The 20,986-nt window shown below is 50.1% G+C and carries 17 protein-coding genes, 1 tRNA gene and 1 pseudogene; 4 read left to right on the top strand and 15 right to left on the bottom strand.

What is annotated here, in order from left to right; translation table 11 throughout:
• Positions 1–9 precede the first annotated feature (9 nt).
• From prfA to DXD25_RS08445, 6 genes are read right to left on the bottom strand one after another with little or no spacing between them, the layout of a single operon-like run.
• Positions 10–1,119 carry a peptide chain release factor 1 gene (prfA, locus tag DXD25_RS08470; RefSeq protein WP_117662908.1) on the bottom strand — a complete coding sequence of 370 codons (1,110 nt, stop codon included), beginning with the start codon at positions 1,117–1,119 and terminating at the stop codon, positions 10–12.
• Between the two features lie 17 nt (positions 1,120–1,136).
• A complete protein-coding gene (locus DXD25_RS08465; RefSeq protein WP_089543523.1) occupies positions 1,137–2,285 on the bottom strand; it encodes an AIR synthase-related protein in 1,149 nt (382 codons plus the stop codon).
• Between the two features lie 59 nt (positions 2,286–2,344).
• On the bottom strand, positions 2,345–3,091 hold the full coding sequence (locus DXD25_RS08460; protein WP_089543524.1) for a shikimate dehydrogenase: 747 nt from the start codon (positions 3,089–3,091) through the stop codon (positions 2,345–2,347).
• A 12-nt stretch (positions 3,092–3,103) separates the two neighbouring features.
• On the bottom strand, positions 3,104–3,838 hold the full coding sequence (gene ubiE, locus DXD25_RS08455; protein WP_117662907.1) for a bifunctional demethylmenaquinone methyltransferase/2-methoxy-6-polyprenyl-1,4-benzoquinol methylase UbiE: 735 nt from the start codon (positions 3,836–3,838) through the stop codon (positions 3,104–3,106).
• Between the two features lie 47 nt (positions 3,839–3,885).
• Positions 3,886–4,836, bottom strand: coding sequence for a phosphoribosylaminoimidazolesuccinocarboxamide synthase (locus DXD25_RS08450; protein ID WP_117662905.1), 951 nt, complete (start codon positions 4,834–4,836; stop codon positions 3,886–3,888).
• Between the two features lie 16 nt (positions 4,837–4,852).
• Positions 4,853–5,824 carry a PhoH family protein gene (locus DXD25_RS08445; RefSeq protein WP_089543527.1) on the bottom strand — a complete coding sequence of 324 codons (972 nt, stop codon included), beginning with the start codon at positions 5,822–5,824 and terminating at the stop codon, positions 4,853–4,855.
• Positions 5,825–5,960: 136 nt separating this feature from the next.
• Here DXD25_RS08445 and DXD25_RS08440 point away from each other — a divergent pair, with 136 nt between their 5' ends.
• On the top strand, positions 5,961–6,851 hold the full coding sequence (locus DXD25_RS08440) for a DUF5715 family protein (protein ID WP_187360459.1): 891 nt from the start codon (positions 5,961–5,963) through the stop codon (positions 6,849–6,851).
• Between the two features lie 85 nt (positions 6,852–6,936).
• Here the strand turns inward: DXD25_RS08440 and DXD25_RS08435 are convergent, their stop codons facing one another.
• From DXD25_RS08435 to DXD25_RS08425, 3 genes are all read right to left on the bottom strand, one after another.
• Positions 6,937–9,198 carry a cation:proton antiporter gene (locus DXD25_RS08435; RefSeq protein WP_117662901.1) on the bottom strand — a complete coding sequence of 754 codons (2,262 nt, stop codon included), beginning with the start codon at positions 9,196–9,198 and terminating at the stop codon, positions 6,937–6,939.
• A 92-nt stretch (positions 9,199–9,290) separates the two neighbouring features.
• Positions 9,291–10,514 (bottom strand): peptidase T, encoded by a 1,224-nt coding sequence (pepT, locus tag DXD25_RS08430; RefSeq protein ID WP_117662899.1) that lies wholly within the window; start codon positions 10,512–10,514, stop codon positions 9,291–9,293.
• 28 nt (positions 10,515–10,542) lie between these two features.
• Positions 10,543–10,616 (bottom strand) — tRNA-Arg (locus DXD25_RS08425).
• Positions 10,617–10,914: 298 nt separating this feature from the next.
• Between DXD25_RS08425 and asnA the strand changes: the two genes are divergently transcribed.
• Positions 10,915–11,952 carry an aspartate--ammonia ligase gene (gene asnA, locus DXD25_RS08420; RefSeq protein ID WP_117662897.1) on the top strand — a complete coding sequence of 346 codons (1,038 nt, stop codon included), beginning with the start codon at positions 10,915–10,917 and terminating at the stop codon, positions 11,950–11,952.
• Between the two features lie 380 nt (positions 11,953–12,332).
• On the opposite strand, the gene DXD25_RS08415 is transcribed toward asnA, so the two are convergent.
• From DXD25_RS08415 to DXD25_RS08400, 4 genes are read right to left on the bottom strand one after another with little or no spacing between them, the layout of a single operon-like run.
• Entirely contained in the window at positions 12,333–14,117 is a 1,785-nt protein-coding gene (locus DXD25_RS08415) for a hypothetical protein (RefSeq protein WP_147327878.1), read from the bottom strand.
• Positions 14,118–14,171: 54 nt separating this feature from the next.
• Positions 14,172–15,080 (bottom strand): AEC family transporter, encoded by a 909-nt coding sequence (locus tag DXD25_RS08410; protein WP_117662893.1) that lies wholly within the window; start codon positions 15,078–15,080, stop codon positions 14,172–14,174.
• A gap of 27 nt (positions 15,081–15,107) precedes the next feature.
• Positions 15,108–15,983, bottom strand: a complete 876-nt coding sequence (locus DXD25_RS08405) for a carbon-nitrogen hydrolase (RefSeq protein WP_117662891.1) — start codon at positions 15,981–15,983, stop codon at positions 15,108–15,110.
• Between the two features lie 25 nt (positions 15,984–16,008).
• Positions 16,009–17,115, bottom strand: a complete 1,107-nt coding sequence (locus tag DXD25_RS08400) for an agmatine deiminase family protein (RefSeq protein ID WP_117662889.1) — start codon at positions 17,113–17,115, stop codon at positions 16,009–16,011.
• A gap of 155 nt (positions 17,116–17,270) precedes the next feature.
• Here DXD25_RS08400 and DXD25_RS08395 point away from each other — a divergent pair, with 155 nt between their 5' ends.
• Both DXD25_RS08395 and DXD25_RS08390 read left to right on the top strand, forming a co-directional pair.
• A complete protein-coding gene (locus tag DXD25_RS08395; protein WP_117662887.1) occupies positions 17,271–18,128 on the top strand; it encodes a Nif3-like dinuclear metal center hexameric protein in 858 nt (285 codons plus the stop codon).
• Positions 18,129–18,165: 37 nt separating this feature from the next.
• Positions 18,166–18,993 (top strand): zinc ribbon domain-containing protein, encoded by an 828-nt coding sequence (locus tag DXD25_RS08390; protein WP_089543537.1) that lies wholly within the window; start codon positions 18,166–18,168, stop codon positions 18,991–18,993.
• A 121-nt stretch (positions 18,994–19,114) separates the two neighbouring features.
• On the opposite strand, the gene DXD25_RS17165 is transcribed toward DXD25_RS08390, so the two are convergent.
• Together DXD25_RS17165 and DXD25_RS08380 are read right to left on the bottom strand one after the other, a co-directional pair.
• On the bottom strand, positions 19,115–19,441 hold the full coding sequence (locus DXD25_RS17165; RefSeq protein ID WP_233522238.1) for a DUF5675 family protein: 327 nt from the start codon (positions 19,439–19,441) through the stop codon (positions 19,115–19,117).
• Between the two features lie 300 nt (positions 19,442–19,741).
• Positions 19,742–20,986 (bottom strand): annotated as a pseudogene (locus tag DXD25_RS08380) (hypothetical protein); the annotation flags it as partial.

Below are 20,986 nucleotides of genomic sequence, written 5' to 3'. Positions count from 1 at the left end.
GGTAAGGTTTTACAATTCTGTTTCTTTCAGCTTCTCAGCATTCTCTGCCACAGTCAGGGCATCAATCATATCCTGGATGTTACCAGCCAGGAAACCATTGAGGTCGTGGGTGGTGTAACCGATACGGTGGTCGGTAACACGGCCCTGTGGGAAGTTGTAGGTACGAATCTTCGCACTGCGGTCGCCGGTAGATACGAGGCTCTTGCGGCGGCTGGCGATATCGTCAACATACTTCTGATGCTCACGGTCGTGGATGAATGTATAGAGGCGGCTCAAGGCACGCTCCTTGTTCTTTGGCTGGTCACGGGTCTCGGTACACTCGATGAGGATTTCCTCTACCTCGCCTGTGTTAGGGTTCTTCCAAGGATAGCGGAGGCGAACTCCAGACTCCACCTTGTTCACGTTCTGACCACCGGCACCTGAGCTTCGGAAGGTATCCCATTTGATATCGCCTTCGTTGATGTTCACCTCGAACTTATCTGCCTCTGGCAATACAGCCACGGTAGCGGCAGAGGTGTGCATACGGCCCTGAGTCTCTGTGGCAGGCACACGCTGAACACGGTGAACACCAGACTCATACTTCAAGGTACCATAAACGTCTGTTCCGCTTACGGCGAAGTCGATTTCCTTATATCCACCCACAGCGCCCTCAGAGACAGATGTCACGCTGATGGTCCATCCCTTAGACTCGCAATATTTCTTATACATGGCAAAGAGGTCGCCAGCGAAGAGGGCAGCCTCGTCGCCACCGGCACCGCCACGAATCTCCATCTGAACATTCTTGGCATCTTCTGGGTCCTTAGGAACCAGGGCAATCTTGATTTCCTCTTCGAGCTTAGGCTGCAGCGCCTCGTTCTCGTTGAGTTCCTCGCGCGCCATCTCCTTCATTTCTGGGTCGCTTTCGTTGGCGAGGATATCCTTAGCCTCCTTGATGCTGTTCAGACAGTTGATGTATCGCTTGCGTGCGTCCATGATGTCGCCAAGGTCTTTCCACTCCTTGGTGAGCTTCACGTAGCGTGGCTGGTCGGCGATGACATCAGGGTCGGTAATGAGGGTGCTTACTTCCTCGTATCGGCTCTCTAAGCCTTCTAGCTTCTGTAATATGTTGTTATTATCCATTAATTTTAAATTCTTTTTTAGTATTCGAATGTTCCGAATTCGCTCTTGATGGTCAGGCTGCGCTTGCCTTCCTCGATGTGACCCACAATCTGGGCATCGATGTTGAAGCTCTTGCTGATGGCGATAACCTTCTCGGCTACCTCTGGGCGAACGTAGATTTCCATACGATGACCCATGTTGAATACCTGGTACATCTCCTTCCAGTCGGTCTCAGAGCAGTCGTGGATTGCCTTGAAGAGTGGAGGTACAGGGAACATGTTGTCCTTCACTACCTTGCAGTTCTCGCCTACGAAGTGCAGAACCTTGGTCTGGGCACCACCTGTGCAGTGAACCATACCGTGAACCTCTGGGCGAAGCTCATCCAGAATCTTCTTGATTACTGGGGCATAGGTGCGGGTAGGAGAGAGTACCAGCTCTCCGGCGTTGATAGGAGAACCCTCAACCTCATCGGTCAACTTATACTTACCGCTGTAAACCAACTCGTCTGGCACGGCGTGGTCGTAGCTCTCTGGATAGTTCTCAGCGAGATACTTGGCGAATACATCGTGGCGGGCAGAAGTCAAACCGTTGCTACCCATACCGCCGTTGTACTTCTTCTCGTAAGTAGCCTGACCGGTAGAAGAAAGACCTACGATAACATCACCCGGACGGATGTTGGCATTGTCGATGACGTCGCTGCGCTTCATGCGGCAGGTTACGGTAGAGTCAACGATGATGGTACGTACCAGGTCGCCTACATCGGCAGTCTCACCGCCAGTAGGATAGATGCCGATACCCATCTCGCGCATCTCGTGGAGCAGGTCGTCGGTACCGTTGATGATAGCCGAGATTACCTCGCCAGGGATGAGCATCTTGTTGCGGCCGATGGTAGAGCTGACGAGGATGTTATCTACGGCACCCACGCAGAGCAGGTCGTCGGTATTCATCACGATAGCATCCTGAGCGATACCCTTCCATACAGAGAGGTCGCCAGTCTCCTTCCAGTACATGTATGCCAAGCTAGACTTGGTACCTGCACCGTCGGCATGCATAATGTTGCAATACTCTGGGTCACCTCCCAGGATATCAGGGATAATCTTGCAGAAAGCCTGTGGGAAGATACCCTTGTCGATGTTCTTGATAGCGTTGTGAACATCTTCCTTTGCTGCGCTTACACCGCGCATCATGTATCTATTGTTACTCATATTCTTATTTTGATCTTTGAACATTGAACTTTATGATATGCTTATTTTTCTTCTTGCCAGAAATCCCATGATGCAAAAGCTTGCAGCAAGAGCATCTCCAAGCCATTCTTCACTGTGGCTTCGTGCTCTTTTCCCTTCTTCATGAAGAGGGTTTCATCGGGATTGTAGATGAGGTCGTAGAGCAGAGTGTGGGTATCCATCGCCTCGTAAGGCAGTGGAGGGCACTCATCTACATGAGGATACATACCTACAGGAGTACAATTCACGATGACATTGTATTCCTTGATGACCTCAGGGGTGATTTTATCGTACTGGATAGTACCAGGACGTTCGTATCGACTCACGAAGACAGTCTCCAGTCCGAGCGATTTCAAGCCGTAGTTAATCGCTTTTGAAGCACCGCCAGTACCGAGAATCAAAGCCTTCTTGTGGAAAGACTCGATGAATGGTTCGATGCTCTGGGTGAAACCGATGACATCACTGTTGTATCCCTTGAGGATAGTCTCGTCGCCTTTATGCTCCACTTTTACCACGTTGACAGCTCCGATGGCATTTGCCTCGGGGCTAACCTGATCAAGATAACTGATTACCTTCTCCTTGTAAGGGATGGTTACATTGAGGCCTTTTAACTCCGGATTAGAGTCGAGAATCTCGGTGAGATCTTCGATAGATGGAATCTCGAAGTTGATATATTGGGCGTCGATGCCCTCGTTCTCAAACTTCTCGTTGAAGTAGCCTTTTGAGAACGAATGTCCTAGGGGATAACCTATGAGTCCATACTTGTCCATAATATCTTTGTTTTATTTTGTTGCGAAATAAAGGGTGCAGATACCAAAGGTGAGTCTCTTGAACTCAGCCTTTTCGAATCCAGCCTTCTTGAATACCTCCATCATCGTTTCTCCCTGTGGGAATGCCTCGATGGTCTTGGTGAGATAGCTGTAGGCACTCTGGTCTTTCGATATCAGCTTGCCGTAGATAGGCAATACGGTATGCGAATAGATGTGGAACAGCTGCTTCATCGGGAAGCTGACCGGAGTGGTGAGTTCCACGATGCAGAGATGTCCTCCCTTCTTCAGTACTCGGCACATTTCGCGCAGTCCCTGGTCCAGGTTCTGGAAGTTGCGGATGCCGAAGGCGGCTGTTACCGCATCAAAGGTGTTGTCTTCGTATGAGAGGTTGAGGCAGTCTTCCTTGTCGAAGCGGATCACGTGGTCCAGTCCCAGCTGCTTCACTTTCTGTCTTCCTATCTCCATCATTCCCTGCGAGATATCTGCTCCCACGAGTTTGTCGGGATGCAGCATCTGTGCGGATAGGATGGCGAAGTCGCCGGTGCCTGTGGCGATGTCGAGCATTTTCTTTGGAGAGAAGGGCGCAAGCCGCTTGATTGCCTTCTTGCGCCATCCCTTATCGATATCCCACGAGAGTCGGTGGTTCAGGGTATCGTAGGTAGGGGCGATGTTATCAAACATCTCCTCTACCAACTTTCCCTTTTCTCCTGTGCCCTCGTAGGGCTTAATCTGTTCTTGTTTATACATTATTTATATATTACTTACTTTTGTCGAGCAATATACCTTATTATATATTACTTGTGTGCAGCAAGCCACTCGCTTACGTTCTTCTCGATGCGGGCAGCGATGTCGCCTTCCTCAGCAGCCTTGTCGAACTTCTCGCCTGTGATGTGCTCGTACAGCTCGATGTAGCGGTCAGATACGCTCTCTGCATACTCGTCGGTAATCTCTGGCATAGTCTGACCAGGCTCGTTCATGAAGTTGTGCTCGATGAGCCACTGGCGAACGAACTCCTTAGAAAGCTGGCGCTGAGGCTCACCCTTCTTAAACTTCTCCTCGTAACCATCAGCGTAGAAGTAGCGGCTAGAGTCTGGAGTGTGAATCTCGTCGATGAGATAAACCTTACCGTCGCGCTTACCGAACTCGTACTTGGTATCAACGAGGATCAATCCCTGCTTGGCTGCGATTTCCTGACCACGGGCGAAGATGCGGCGTGTATAGTCCTCCATTACAGCGTAATCCTCTGCACTAACAATACCCTGGGCGATGATCTCTTCCTTAGAGATGTTCATATCGTGACCCTCGTCAGCCTTTGTAGTAGGGGTGATGATAGGCTCTGGGAAACGCTCGTTCTCGCGCATTCCGTCAGGCAACTTCACACCGCAGATCTCGCGGCATCCCTTCTGATAGTCACGCCATGCACTACCGGTGAGGATAGAACGGATGATCATCTCCACGCGGAAACCTTCGCACTTCAAACCTACTGTAACCATTGGGTCTGGAGTAGACAACTTCCAGTTTGGACAGATATCTGTAGTTGTGTCCAGGAACTTAGCTGCAATCTGATTGAGCACCTGACCCTTGAATGGAATACCCTTTGGCAGAACAACATCGAATGCTGAGATTCTGTCGGTAGCGACCATCACGAGGATGTCGTCGTTAATGTCATACACATCACGTACTTTACCGTGGTAAACACTCTTCTGTCCATCGAAATGGAAATCTGTTTTTGTTAATGCTTTCATTTTATTTAATTTATAATTAATTTGTTTTTTGAGCTTCCCGTGCTTCCGCTCTCTCCTTGTCATACTTGTCGTATGCGTTGACGATGCGGGTTACGAGCTTGTGTCGCACAATATCCTTCTGCCCCAGTTTCACGACTCCGATTCCTTCTACTCCTTCCAGGATCTTGAGCGCCTCTTTCAGTCCGCTTCGCTGTTCGCGAGGCAAGTCTATCTGTGTCAGGTCGCCGGTGATGATCATCTTGGTGTTCATACCCATACGGGTGAGGAACATTCTAATCTGCTGTGAGGTTGTATTCTGCGCCTCGTCGAGGATGACGACGGCGTCGCTGAGGGTGCGTCCACGCATGAAGGCGAGTGGCGCAATCTGGATAATGTGCTTTTCCATCATGTCTTGCAACTTGACGGCAGGAATCATATCTTCCAACGCATCATAGAGCGGTTGCAGGTAAGGGTCTATCTTATCTTTCATGTCGCCCGGCAGGAATCCGAGCTTTTCGCCTGCTTCTACGGCAGGTCTTGAGAGGATGATTTTCTTGATAGCCTTCTCCTTGAGGGCTTTCACGGCAAGGGCGATGCTGAGGTAGGTCTTGCCGGTTCCGGCAGGACCCACAGCAAATATCATATCGTTCTTCTCGTAAGCCTCGATGAGCTGCTGCTGGTTCTCGCTGCGGCTCTTGATAGGTCGGCCGCTGATGCTATATACCAGCACGCCTTTCACGGAGTCTGCTTTGGTCTGTTTGCCTTTCACAATATCAAGGATATCCTCTTCATTGAGCATGTTGTATTTAGCTAAGTGCTTGCGCATCAGCTCAATGTCTTCTTCTGCTTTCGCCATTTCCTCTTCGTCGCCGAGCACACGAATCACGTTGTCGCGTGCAACGATACGCAACTTAGGATACAGTGACTTAATCATCTGTAGGTTACCATTTCCTACGCCATAGAACATCACTGGATCTATATCTTCGAGTATAATATGTTTCTCTATCAAAATATTTATATTTCTTATTTGGTTTGCAACCTTAATGTTCTAAATAATGTTATATAACGCTGCAAAATTACTACTTTTCTGTGAATTGAGCAAATATTTCAATACTTTTTGTTACCTTTGCAGGAAATTTTTAGTTATGAAGATTAGTAAGAATAGATATTTGCAAGGTTTTTTGGTAGTCGTGCTGTTGCTGGCACTGGTCCGTGTTATTTTTCCGAGTGTGGCTGAGCCTAGGTTGACGGCTCATTCGGAAGGGAAAGATAGTACGGCAATCGATTCATTGAGAGGAGATTTAATGGCTTCGGCTGGTGCTCAGAATGCCGTTTCCGGTGAGGCTTCTGATGCTTCTTCTGCTGAAACTGTGGCTGAGGATTTGAAGAAGGATGAACTGTCGGTAACTCCTGATACTGCCTCTGATGGCAGTTTTTCGATATTTTTCGATAAGAATGGCAAGGAGGTGAAGCATCGCATTTTCTCGGTGCCTCATTTCGGAAATACCTTCCCTGATCAGCAGGATGTACAGATTGTGGCTGCCAGCAAGCATGGCGTGGCTCCGGTTCAGAACCGTGAGGAGGCTGAGCATAGCAAGGGCAAGCTGGTGTATGTGGGCAGCAATCCTTTCTTTTATGTGGATAAGCTGAACAACAGTATTCCTTATCTGGTGCCTAGGGCTTCGGTATTGTTGCAGGATATCGGTAGGGCGTATTTTGATTCGTTGCAGATTAAGGGCATTCCTTTGCATAAGATCATCGTTACCAGTATCTTGCGTACCAAGGATGATGTGTCGAAACTGAGAACCCGAAACGGCAATGCTACCGAGAATTCGTGCCATCTTTATGGTACTACCTTTGATGTCTGCTACAATCGGTATAAGCAGATTCAGACGGAGAAGCAGCCTCGCCGTCAGGTGCAGAATGATACCCTGAAGTGGGTTTTCAGCGAGGTGTTGAGGGATTTCCGTGAGAAGAACCGCTGTTATATCAAATACGAGGTAAAACAGGGTTGCTTCCATATCACCGTAAGATAAGGTTATTACCATAAGATTAATCTTTTATGGCAAAAAAACAAAAAAGCTAGCAGATTTTTCCTGCTAGCTTTTTTCGTTCTTTTATTTAGCTCTTTTCCTGAATCTTCTGCAGGTCGGCTTCTTCGCCTACCAGCCAGATGATGTCGCCCTTTTCGAATACGCGGGAAGGGAGGATGTGGGTAAGGTTCTCCTGACCCTCTTCCAATCCTACAACCATACAGTTGTATTTGTTGCGGATTCCGCTCTCTTCCAGCGTCTTGCCCAGAAATTCGCTGCCGCCGCTGATGATGAGCTGGCGGAGCTTCATCTCCCGCTTCTCTATCTCCAGATCTTCCGGGGCTAGCTCGGTGGTGAGCGCCTGGGCAAACTTGTGTACCTGGTCGTCGTTACCGATGATCTGAAGCTTGTCGCCAGGGAATATCACGGTGTCGCCATTCGGGATGTTCAGGCGCTGCGAACCCCTTCGGATGCTGCTCATATCGATGCCGAAACGTTGGCGGAGGTGCAGTTCCTTCAGTGATTTGCCACACCAGATGCTGTCTTCCGGTACCTCGATTTCACTGATATGGATATCTCTATCCAGCAGATGACCCTCGTAGAGCGGGCGCTTTTCGCCGTTTACCTGTGCGGCAATGTCGCGCGAACGAAGGTTGTGCAGGAAGAGGCGCTCCATCACGATGCTTCGTTTCTTGATGCGGCGCGACCCCAACATCAGCAGTACGATCACGGCTCCGATGCATACCATCAGCGCATTGGTGAAGCGAGACAGATAGTTGATGATGTAGAAGATGAAGCCCAGGGCAATGACGTATCTCACGAATATCGTGAAGAGCAGCGGAATGCGGTTGATGCTGCTCTCCACCCACAGTCGCTTCCATTCCTGGCTGTGATTCTTCTTCATCACGATGGCTCGCAGGAAAGGCGAGATGAGTACGATGGTGAGCAGACCCGTGATGGCGTTGGCATACCAGTGGAGATTCCAGCCTGGCAGCATATTGCGCATCAGAGGCAAGACGAAGGTGAACATCATCGCTATCGCCGCAGCCGAAAGGATGGAGTATGCCACGGTATTGATGACCATCTGCCGAATCAGCGATTTCCACTTGCTCTGCTGTTGGGTAGAGGGGCGGCTCATCGCAAAATGGTTCAGAATATTGATGAATTTGCTAGGCAGATGCTTCTCCATCAGCTGATAGGAAGGCTGCGCCAGTCGGATCATATAAGGGGTGAGGAAGGTGGTGATGACTGAAACTGCCACCACTACCGGATAGAGGAAGTTGCTGATAACTCCCAGCGACAATCCCAGCGAGGCGATGATGAAGGAGAACTCGCCAATCTGCGCCATCGAAAATCCGCAGCGCATTGCCGACTTCAAAGATTCGCCGCCCAGCATGAATCCGAAGGTTCCCAATGTTGCCTGTCCTATCAGGATGGCTGCCACGAGTGCGAGGATAGGAACGGCATATTCTACCAGAATGTTGGGATCTACCAGCATACCTACCGATACGAAGAAGATGGCTCCGAAGAGATTCTTTACCGGTTCTACCAGCTTGATAATCTTCTCTGCCTCAATGGTTTCCGCCAGGATGCTACCCATGACGAAGGCTCCGAAAGCGCTTGAAAAACCTACCTTGGTAGATAATACCGCCATGCCGCAGCACAGTCCCAGGGAAACGATGAGCAGGGTTTCACCATTGATGAACTTCCTGACCGAACGCAGGAAGAGCGGAATGGCAAAGATGCCCACGATAAACCATAATACCAGGAAGAAGCCAATCCTCAGTACCGATGTAAACATCTGTTCGCCATCCGGATTGTTGCCTCCGGCGATGGCGGAAAGCATCACCATCATCACGATGGCAAGGATGTCTTCCAGGATGAGCACGCTCATCACCATAGAGGCAAACTTCTGCTGCCGCAGTCCCATATCATCGAAAGCCTTATATATAATGGTGGTGGAACTCATGGCGAGCATACCACCCAGGAAGATGCAGTCCATCCTGCCCCAGCCGAAGCTGTGACCCACGCTGATGCCCAGCATCATCATGGAAAAGACGATGACGATGCAGGCGATGATGGGCGAGGCTCCCATCTTCACGATTTTCTTGAAGGAGAAATCGAGACCGAGCGAGAAGAGGGTGAAGATGACACCGATGTCTGCCCAGGTCTGGATATCCGTCTCGTCCATCACCGACATGGTATATGGCATGTGGGGCGACACGAGGAAGCCCGCCACGATGTAACCCAGCACCAGGGGCTGCTTGAGCCGCTTGAAGATGAGGGTAACAATGCCAGCCACCATCAGGATGAGGGCGAGGTCTTTTACTAAATAGGGAATTTCTGCCATATTTTTCTTTTTATGAAAATGATGTTCTTTCTAAAAAATAGTCAGTTTATGAAAATGGGGAATTTAGATTTCTCCTAAATTCCCCATATATATTAGTCGTTATACTCTTCTGTGATTTCCGCAATCTTCACGATGGTATCCACTACCTTCTGCATCACCTGTACGCTCACGAATTCGTGAGGACCGTGGAAGTTGACGCCACCGGCAAAGATGTTTGGACAAGGAAGACCCTTGAAGCTGAGCTGCGCACCATCTGTACCGCCACGGATAGGCTCTACGCGAGGTGGAACACCACTCTCCTGCATGGCACGGAGCACGATGTCGATGACATGCATGTTTGGATCAATTTTCTCCTTCATGTTGTAGTACTGGTCGTAGATTTCTGCCGTAACAGTTCCCTCACCGTACTTCTCGTTCATCTTCTTCACGCAGTCTTCGATGAAATCCTTGCGCGCCTCAAATTTCTGTCGGTCGTGGTCGCGGATGATGTAGCTGAGCTTGGCTTCCTCGCAGCGGCTTTCGATGCCGAGCAGGTGATAGAAGCCCTGGTAACCTTCGGTCTGCTCAGGTGTTTCTGCCTCAGGAATCATGTTCTGGAATTCCACAGCCAGTCGGCTTGCGTTGATCATCTTGCCCTTGGCATAGCCTGTATGCACGCTCACGCCCTTGATGTAGATCTTGGCAGCAGCAGCATTGAAGTTCTCGTATTCCAGGTCGCCCAGGTCGCCGCCGTCGATGGTGTAAGCCCAGTCGCAGCCAAACTTCTCTACATCGAAGTGATGGGCGCCCATGCCGATTTCCTCGTCTGGGTTGAAGCCCACGCGGATGTCTCCGTGCTTGATTTCCTTATGGTCGCGGAGGTAGCACATTGCCTGTACGATTTCAGCGATGCCCGCCTTGTCGTCTGCACCGAGCAGGGTAGTTCCATCAGTTACGATGATGTCCTCGCCCTTGTGCGCCTTGAGTTCTGGGAATTTTTCTACGCTGGAGATGATGCCCGGACTGAGTTCGATATCCTCGCCGTCGTAGTTCTTGATGACGCGTGCCTTGATGTCTTTTCCGCTGGCATCAGGACTGGTGTCCATGTGAGAGATGAAGCCGATGGTAGGAGTCTTTTTCTTGGTATTGCCCTTCAGGGTGGCGTAGATGTAGCCCATATCGTCCATCTCTACGTCGCTCAGACCTTCTTCCTCCAGTTCGTGCTTCAGGTACTTGGCAAAATCCAACTGTTTTGCCGTGCTTGGCACACTTTCAGAGTCTTCGCTCGACTGTGTGTCGAATTTTGTATAGTTTATGAAACGTTCTACTAAATCCATGTTCTTAAATTAAATTTTAATGTAGTAGTGATCTCGGTGGGACTCAAACCCACGACCTTCAGAACCGGAATCTGACGCTCTATTCAACTAAGCTACGAGACCAGAAATGGCGATTAATCGGCAAACGCCGCCTACCCTTTAGGAGTAATTGACTGCAAAAGTACATTTTTTATTTCGAATAACCAAATATTTGGCTCATTTTTTTTCTATATATATAATGTATAGGGAGAAAATGCGGTGAATTTCTCTACAAAATGATACTTAAAATCTAAAAAATGCTATCATTTTGCGAAATATTTTCGAAAAACGCTTGCAGATTAATAATAAATTTGTATCTTTGCAGCGTGAAAGTAAGATAAACAGTAAAATAAGAAACTATAAACGATATATAATAGATAAAATGAGTAATCTGATAAAACCCGAAGGGTATGAGGCGCTGCTGGATATGCGCCAGACCGAAATGGGTATCAAAATGATAAAAGAGTTCTTCCAGCAGAACCTGTCCACAGAGTTGCGCTTGCGCCGTGTCACCGCCCCTCTCTTCGTATTGAAGGGTTTGGGTATCAATGACGACCTGAATGGAGTGGAGCGCCCTGTAACTTTCCCTATCAAGGATTTGGGTGATGCAAAGGCTGAGGTGGTTCACTCTCTGGCTAAATGGAAGCGCTTGACCCTGGCAGAATATGAGATAGAGCCGGGCTATGGTGTCTATACCGATATGAATGCCATCCGTGCCGATGAGGAGCTTGATAATCTTCATTCGCTCTATGTGGACCAGTGGGACTGGGAGGCTGTGATTACGAAGGGTGATCGTACCATTTCATTCCTTGAAGATGTGGTTCGCCGCATCTATGCAGCCATCCTCCGCACCGAGTTCCTGGCTTGCGAGCACTATCCACAGCTGAAGCCTTTCCTGCCAAAGGAGATTCATTTTATCCATGCGCAGGATTTGCTCGATATGTATCCTGACAAGACTCCTAAGGAGCGCGAGGATGCTATCTGCAAGAAATATGGTGCCGTATTTGTAGAGGGTATCGGCGGAAAGTTGAGCGATGGAAAGAAGCATGATGGCCGTGCTCCTGACTATGACGACTGGAGTACCATAGCCGAGAATGGCAAGGAGGGATTGAATGGTGATATCCTGATCTGGTATCCGGTGTTGGGCAGAAGCTTCGAGCTGAGCTCTATGGGTATCCGTGTTGACAAGGAGAGCCTGCTTCGCCAGTTGAAGCTGGAAGGCAAGGAAGATAGAGAGAAGCTCTATTTCCACCAGCAGCTCCTGAACGACAAGTTGCCATTGAGTATCGGTGGTGGTATCGGTCAGAGCCGTCTCTGCATGGTGCTGCTCCACAAGGCGCACATCGGCGAGATTCAGGCTAGTATCTGGCCGGAAGATATGAGAAAAGAATGTGAGAAGGCTGGAATGCCGCTCATCTAAAAAGATAAGAAAGATAAGAAAGATAAGAAAAGATTGTTGGGTTAGAATCCTGGTCATATCAACATAGTTTTTTAATGAATATCAGAGAGATTCTCTATAAAGAGAGATATCAGCATAAGATATAGTTGAGAGAGATTCAGCATAAGATTATAAGATATAGTTGAGAGAGATTCAGCATAAGATCATAAGATTTAGTAAAGAGAGATTATCAACATAAATGTATTTAGGATCAACATACGATTATAAGTTCATAAATATTATATAAAGAGAATCCCGACCCTCCTTTTTCTTGGAGAGTCGGGATATCTTTTTATGATTGTTTTTTCCTGAGGTTTTCCGAATTGTTTCGACCGTACAGATAGAATTGTTTCCGAAAAAAACTAGAAGTAATAGGTGAAACCCATGGTGGCTGCACGGTTGCCGAAATGCTGACCGGCAATATCGTGGAACCTGCCTTCCAGGGTAAGATGCTTGCCTATGTTCTTATATACGCCCACCTCGGCATAGAGATTGGCTGGCGTATAGGCTGGTGTAAGCGTGTGGCGACGTGTGCACCAGATCATATTGGATGTCAGGCGCCAGCCAGCAGGCAATGACAGCTGTGGAGCCAGCTTGAATATCGCAAAATTGCTGTATTTGCTGGTTTTAGAGTTCATTCCTTCTTCTTCTCTGAAAATCTCAGCCTTTTCCCAGAAGTAATTCACTCCGGCGGTAATCCTCAGCATTCCCTTATGCCAGAAGGCAGTAGTTCCGATGCCCAGTGTATTGTCGCGATCTATACCCGGAAGATCCTGATGGATATTCTTGATAGAACTGCTTACCACGAGATTCGGCTTGCTGTAGGTGTGCTTCAGCTCTGCCACGTAAGCAAGGCGCTCGCTGATGTCCTTGGTGTAGTATGGACGCCAAGCCCCCTCCATATCGCCTGCTGTAATGAAATCGCCAAAATCGGCATTGAAGATTCGGCGGCAGAAGGTGCCCTGCAGGGTATGGCCCGGTGCAAAGTTGTGATATACGCTCACCGTATAGCTATGGTTGTGGGTACTATGCTTCCAGTTCTTTTCTGTAGCAATCTGCTTCGGACGGAAATTGATGGTGCGGAATCGGTCGCCCACCATGAAGCCCCATTTGCCGATGGTATAATCCAGCTGCGCATACAGATCCTGATAGTTGGAGTGGTTGGTGTAATCAGCCACACAGTTCTTCTCGATAGACAGTCCGCCCTCGAAACCGGCTGTAAGCCAGAGGTTCTCTGAAATCACCGGAGTGGCATATTCCACCACCATAAACGGATAGGTGGCATGGCTGCGATAAGGTGCCGCACTGGCATCTGCCGCATTTCCGCCGTTGTCGCTGATGTTCTCGGCACCCAGGGTAAAGAGGATGCTCGCTCCCTTGTCGCCCAGCAGGCGGGTATAGTCTGCCTGGAGATGGTAGGCGCGCACATAGTCGGCTGGCGTACCGGTAATATGGTTTCGGGTGTAGGTCTGCATCGCATCCACTTCCAGCATGTCCTTTTCGGTAGGAGTCCAGAGAATGTTCATCTTGGCTCCCTCGTGCGAATAGTGATTGATGAGGCTTGGGCCATCACCGGCATAGGAACCCAGATCGTTGTTGGATGTGCGCTGCATGTTGCCCTCTACGTGGCTCAGGATGCGCAGCTTGTCCTGCTGGCTCAATACGCTCACGATGCCCTTTCCTCCGCCATAGGTGTCGCCGAAGAAACCTACTCTTCCGCTCACTCCGTTCTCACCCTTGCGCAGGGTGATGTCAATCACCTTTTTCAGACTGCTGCATCCCTTCATCACCTCAGAGTTCTGGCAAACCTTGATGCTCTCTATCTCCCTCGCCTTGAAATGATGGAGCAGGGTAGCGTAGTCGAGACCATATTCCTGGTTGTCGATGCGGATGACGAACTTGCCGTAGAGATTGGCGAAAGGATCACCGCCGATGATGTTGTTGCCGTCTATCGTAAGGACTTCGGGGCACATCATCAGCACGTCGAGGAGCGATTCCTCGCCTGTGAGTTCCATTTCTGATACGTGCATGATGTAGCGGTCGCCGATGTGTTCTATCGGTGCCGCCATTGTAGGATTAGTAAAGCCTCCGAGCGCCATAGCGAGCAGCAGGAGGCGGCTGGTTTTTATCATTTTATTTTTTCTCATACTTTCTTTTTTATGTTAAGTTGTAGCATTTAGGTTTTGTCCCATCGCCTGTCCCTACCCGAAAAGCAGGGTGATAAGCGGGATGGTAATGATGCTGCCCAGCGTAGTGATGAATGTCAACTCTGTGATGAGCGCCGGGTTCCTGCCGTATTTCAGGCAGAACATGGTGCCGAAGCTAGCTACAGGCATCGCAATCACCACGGTGTTGATATTATTCACCACATCGCTCACGTCGCATACCTTGAAGAAGAAGTAGAGGCTCAGCGGAACCACTACCAGGCGGAGCAGCGAGGCTACGTAAACCTTCGGGCTGCCGATAATCTCCTTGAGGGGCAGCTTCGCCATGCTGCTTCCGATAATCATCAGGGCGACAGGAACCGTTACGTTGCCCACCATCGTTACCGGACGGGCGATGACATCAGGCGTATGAACCCCCAGCGCCACCAGCAGGGCTGCCACGGCAGCCGCAATCAGAGCCGGACTCAGCAATACCTTCGGGTTAAACTGCTTCACGCTGTATTCGCCCTTGATGAGCATCACGCCAGCCGTGAAGATGAAAAACGTGTTCGGCATGTTGAGCAGGGCGGCGTAGAAGATTGCCTTGGGTCCGAAGATGCTCGAAACGATAGGATATCCGATGAATCCCACGTTGGCAAACATCAGGGCGAAACCGATCATTCCCTGGTCGTCATGGTTCTTGCTGATGAGCCGAGGCACCCCGAATCCGAACACCAGTAATAAGATGTACGTGAGAAAGCCTACACCCAGGAGCGGGAGAATGAGCGTGCGGTCGGGCAGTTCATCTCCCATCACAGACGAGAGCACCAGCAGCGGGCAGGTGATATCTACCACGATGCTGGACAGCTTCTTGTCAAACTTGTCGCCCATATAGCCAAGCTTGCAGGCGACGTAACCTAAAACTACGATGATGAACAGAACCACCATCACTTCCAAATTCTCCATTATCCCGAAAATCTAATCTCTTTTACCTTAATCTATGAATCTTCTGGTGATATCGCCGTAGTTCTCGATGCGGCGGTCGCGCAGGAATGGCCACCAGCGGCGTACATCCTCGCTGTGCTTCAGGTCGATATCCACCACCAGACTCTCTTCCTCATCATCGCTCGCACGATAGTGAAGCTCGCCCTGAGGACCTGCCACGAAACTGCTGCCCCAGAACTGGATTCCGTCGGTCTGACCGCTTGGGTCAGCTTCGAATCCCACTCGGTTTACAGCCACTACCGGCAAACCGTTTGCCACGGCATGACCTCTCATCACGGTGGTCCACGCCTCACGCTGGCGCTGCTGCTCCTCCTCTGTATCGTAGGTGGCATAGCCGATGGCAGTAGGGTAGATCAGGATGTCTGCGCCCCGCAGCGCCATCAGGCGGGCTGCTTCCGGATACCACTGGTCCCAGCACACCAATACGCCAAGCTTGCCCACGGAAGTCTGTATCGGCTTAAATCCGAGGTCGCCAGGGGTGAAGTAGAACTTCTCGTAGTAGGCAGGATCATCCGGAATATGCATCTTGCGATACTTTCCGGCTATGCTTCCGTCCTTCTCTATCACCACTGCCGTATTGTGGTACAGCCCCGGAGCACGGCGCTCGAAGAGCGAAGTAACGATCACCACGCCCAGATCCTTTGCCAGCCTGCCGTAGAATTCGGTAGATGGACCGGGAATCGGTTCGGCAAAGTCGAAATTCTCTACATCTTCTACCTGGCAGAAGTAGAGCGTGTTGTGAAGTTCCTGCAGTACAATGAGTTCTGCGCCACGCTTCGCCAGGTCGATGATGCCCTCAGCGAGTCGGGTCTTGTTATCGGCGATGTCCGCCGTAATGTGAAGTTGTAATAATCCGAGTTTCATTTATGTCTGTGTCTTTTCTAATACTTTATTTGATAGCCCCCTCCGGCAGCTGCATGGTGAGGCAGTGGATGCTTCCGTGCTGGCGGATGATGGTGAGCGAATCTACTCCTATCACGTCTCTGTCTGGGAAGGCAAGCTGAATCTGTCGCTTCGCCTCCTCGTCCTTCTCAGGCTGGTTGTACGTAGGATAAATCACGGCGCCGTTCAGAATCAGGAAGTTGGCATAGGTGGCAGGCAGTCTGTCGCCCTTGCTGTTCCTGTCTGTGGTCAGTCTGTCGCCCTCGTCATAGATGGCATCCGGCATTGGGAGCTTCAGCAGTCGGTAAGGGTATCCCTCGTAGGTGAAGAGCTTCTGCAGCTGCTTCTCCAGCGCCTGAAAATCCTCATACTGATCATCCTCCGCATCATCACACCCTACATATAATAAGGTGTCGTGCGGAGCCACTCTCACGATGGTGTCGATATGTCCGTCGGTGTCATCACCCACCAGATTACCATGGTCGAGCCATACTACGTTTCTTACATGGAAGAAATTCCTGAGCAGGCTGTCGATGTTCTCGCGTGTTAAAGGCTGGTTGCGGTGAGGTGCCAGCAGGCACTGCGATGTGGTGAAGAGCGTACCCCTGCCGTCGCTCTCTATGCTTCCGCCTTCGAGCACGAAGCCCTGGTGATTCTCCAGCGCCGCATTGAAGGCTCCCTGATAGTAGAGCTGCAGATTGATGGCATTGTCCTTCTTCCATGCGAATTTCTCGCCCCATCCGTTGAACTTGAAGTCGAGCAGATGGATAGGGATGATGTGCGAATTGTGTCTGCCGCGCGAAACCATACTGATAGGTCCGTGGTCGCGCGCCCAGGTATCGTTGGTATCCATCTCGTAGAGGTGAACGCGGTCCATCTGTCCCTCCGACAGCTTTTCGGCGAGCATTCTCTGGGTGCTTTCCAGGATAGGTGTCACCACCAGCAGGTCTTCGTAGCGGGTGATGATGTCTGCGAGCTGCAGATACGTGTTGGTTATCTGTCTCAGATACGGCTTCCAGTCCGTTCCGCCGTGTGGCCACGTGAGCATGATGGCGCTCTGTGGTTCCCATTCTGCGGGAAGTGCGAAATCGCAAGGTAATATTGAGTGATGCATAAGCTTTTGTATTTTTAATGTTTTATGCGTGCAAATATACTAAAAAAATCGGCAACTTACATAATTTTTTGAAAATTTTTAGTGAAACGCTTGCTAATTTCGTGAGAAATGCGTAACTTTGCAGCCTAAATTATAAAATAAGACATATTAGGAGCGTGAAAATAAGAGAAGTAGTTGATGCCCTTGAACATTACGCGCCTCTGCCCTTGCAGGAAGGATATGATAATGCCGGCCTGCAAGTTGGATTGACAGAGGCGGTAGAAATGTCAGGGGCATTGTTGTGTCTTGACGTCACTGAGGCGGTGGTGGATGAGGCGGTCCAGAAGGGCTGCAACCTCATCGTAAGCCATCATCCGCTCATCTTCAGAAAGCTTTCCAGGATATCGGATGAGAACTATGTGCAGCGCACCGTTCGCAAGGCGATCAAGAATGATGTTACCATCGTCTCCATGCATACCAACATGGATGCAGCGGCAGGCGGAGTGAACTTCAAGATTGCCGAGAAGCTGGGCCTGAAGAACGTGCAGTTTTTCGGTGGCGAGAAGGAAGTGGATGGCGTGAAAGGCGGCAGCGGCGTAATAGGAGAGATCTCTGACGAGGATATCCTGAAGGCTGCCCAGGCTGGCAAGCTTTCGGATGAGGTGAAGGAGCATTTCGCCGAGGGTATCGCTGCCGATGACCTGGTGCTGCTGCTCAGGGATCGTTTCGGAGTGGAGTGCGTGCAGTGCAACCAACTCTTGCGTCGCCCTATCCGCAAGGTGGCGCTCTGCGGCGGTTCGGGTTCGTTCCTGCTGGGCGATGCCATTGCGGCGGGAGCCGATGCCTTCATCACGGGCGAGATGAGCTATCACGAGTATTTCGGTCATGAGCAGGAGATTCAGATCTGCGTCATCGGCCACTATCAGAGTGAGCAGTTTACCAGCGAAATCTTCCGTAGCATCATCCTCTCTCATTTCCCAGATGCCAAATGCTGCATCTCGGAGATCAACACCAATCCCATCATCTATTTATAAAATAAAAAATAAGGTTTAAAGATAAAATAAAGAAATTATGGCAAAGAAAGATCCTACAGATTTGACAGTTGAAGAGAAGTTGAAGGCTCTTTACCAGCTTCAGGTAACCTTGTCGGGCATCGACGAGAACCGTGAGTTGCGTGGTGAGCTTCCTCTCGAAGTTCAGGACTTGGAAGATGATATCGCCGGTCTCACCACTCGTATTGAGAACATCCAGCGCGAAATCGAGCAGTTCGACCATGCTGTTTACCAGAAGCAGAACGAGATTGCTGATGCACAGGCTAGCCTGGAGCGCTATCATGCGCAGCTCGATACCGTGAGCAACAACCGCGAGTATGATACCTTGAGCAAGGAGATCGAGTTCCAGGAGTTGGAAATCGAGCTTTGCAACAAGAAGATCCGCGAGGGCATGGCTAAGATGCGCGAGCGCGAGTTCGACCTCCACAAGGCTGAGGAGAAGAAGGCTGACCTGGAGCACGGACTGGTAGAGAAGCGTGCTGAGCTGGAAGACATCCTGGAGGAGACTCACGAGGAGGAGGAGCGCCTGAAGGAGAAGGCTCTCGAGCTTGAGAAGAAGATTGAGCCACGTCTGCTCGCCAGCTTCAAGCGTATCCGCAAGGGTGCCCGCAATGGTCTGGGTATCGTTTACGTGCAGCGTGATGCATGTGGTGGTTGCTTCAACAAGATTCCACCTCAGCGCCAGTTGGATATCAAGATGCACAAGAAGATCATCCCTTGTGAGTACTGCGGCCGTATCCTCATCGACCCAGAGTTGGCAGGTGTGAAGATCGAGACTCCGAATACAGATGAGAAGCCAAAGCGCAAGCGCATTTCCCGCCGCAAGAAGGCTGAGGATGCTGAATAAGGATTTGGAAAAAAGATAAGCTTGTAAAAGCGTATAATGTAAAAGAAGCGGCAACCGGAAGATACGGCTGCCGCTTTTTTTTCATACGGTTATGCGATATCAGATGATGATAATCCGAAAATCAGATGATGGTAATCCAGATGCCTTCTCCCTGATTCTCAGCCGCCTGGATGCGCTTCATCAGTCGGGTGAGCCAGATACGGGAGTTCACCACCATACCTTTCACTTTGTTCTCGCCCACCAAAATGCAGCCCTGCGTATCGTCGGGATAGTTGCCGGTATGGATACGGATGCCCTCGAAACCCGGAACACCCTGCACATACGGCAGCCACTTCTTGAATCGGGGCGATAGGGTAACGAGCACACGATACGATCCCTCGGGGATGGCAGTATGCCCCGGAATCTTTCTTGCCACCTTGCCGCTCTGACGGCTGTACTTGGCATTCACTTCCTCGGGCTTCAGCGCTATCCCCCTTCAGGTTGCGCCACGTAGGCTCCAGGGTGTCACAGAAGTAGCTGTCCTTAGACAACTTCTTCAAGTCGAAAGTATGTTCGAAACTGCGCTTGTCGCCGGCAAACTTGCCGGAAAGCACCTTGCGCTTCACATCACCATCAGCCAACAGATACAGTCGGCCGATGGTATAAGTATTCTTCTTCGCTATACGCTCTAAAACTATTTCCATAAACAAAAGATTTTTTTCGTTCATTATTTTCAGGAAAATTTTCCTGATGCGATTCATTCCCCACTCTAGGAATGGGTCTTGAAATAAACTGAGTCACTGAGTTTCTGAGTCACTGAGTCACTTTCTTCTTTCTCGATATACCCGCGATGCAGCCAGTTTCTCAACATTTTGGCAGTACCCTTGGCGTTCATGTCGTTTTTCAGACGCAGGCTCTCTACCTGCTGATAACTGAACTTGTCGGGCAGGAATGCCAGAATGCTCGCAGGTCCCTTCTTGCTTTCCTGATCACCGTCACGCTCCGCCTTCTTGATGGCATCACCGAAGAAACGCATCTTGCAGTAGAGGTCGTAACGCTCGCTCCAGCGGATGAAATCCTCAATCTCCGGCTCCCACTGGTAACCGTTCGCCACATAGAGCACACAAGCCTTCAGATAGCCGATTACGTTGGCTCGGAAACTCAGATTCTCATAGACTCTGTCCTGCGACAGACGGGAGAACTCCGCATTCTCATCCTTCAGCACCTCAGCAAGCTGAAAAGCCTCCTTGCACTCCACCAGACCCGAAGCCATGCAGAGATTATCGATGTAAGGTTTCAGAGAATTTCTGAATTCATCGTCGTAGGTTCCATAGACGGGAATGTCCTCGCCGATATCTCTTTCGGGGATGGTACAGAAGTTGATTCGGGAAACCGGACCATCGGTCAGCACACGCTTGAAATACCTGATGCCTTTATGGATGGTGGTAGAAGCATTCCAGTTGAAACGGATGGTAACACGCTCGGTTACACTTTGGGTTCCGACTCGCGTCTGTCCATATAAGTTACCTGGGTCGAAGGCGAGGCACATAATACGGAACTGCTGATTGCCGATACCCTTGAGTGCATCAAACTGGTCGATTTCGTTCAGCGAAGTATAAAGGAAATGTTCCTTGGCTTCAGCGGTACGCATCACGAAGGCTGGGTTGGTCATATCGGCATCAATCTCCTGGATAATCAGATTCTCAGGACGTTTGCGCTTATCCTTGTTGGCACCCTTGCGCATCATTTCATCCTTCCATTCCTTCTCACGCTTCAGGTTTTCCTGGTCGCGCTTACGGATATCCTCCATGATGAAATCGATAGGTTTCTGCACACAACTTTTACCTGCGCCTGTGCCTGCAAGCAGACAAGTCATCAGGGTAGCTTCGTGCTCCACGTTGTCGATATATCTGAATCTGGTTCTCCAGAGATGGGTAGCGAGCGAAGGAAAAATAGCGTGCGCCACAGCAGGCTGATAGATTTCCGGAGTCTTGGATATCAGCAGCTCCACCAG

Source organism: Prevotella sp. TF12-30 (assembly GCF_003436715.1).
GTDB classification, from domain to species: domain Bacteria; phylum Bacteroidota; class Bacteroidia; order Bacteroidales; family Bacteroidaceae; genus Prevotella; species Prevotella copri_A.
Note: the sequence above shows the minus strand (reverse complement) of the source record. Positions and strands in the feature narration are given on the sequence as shown.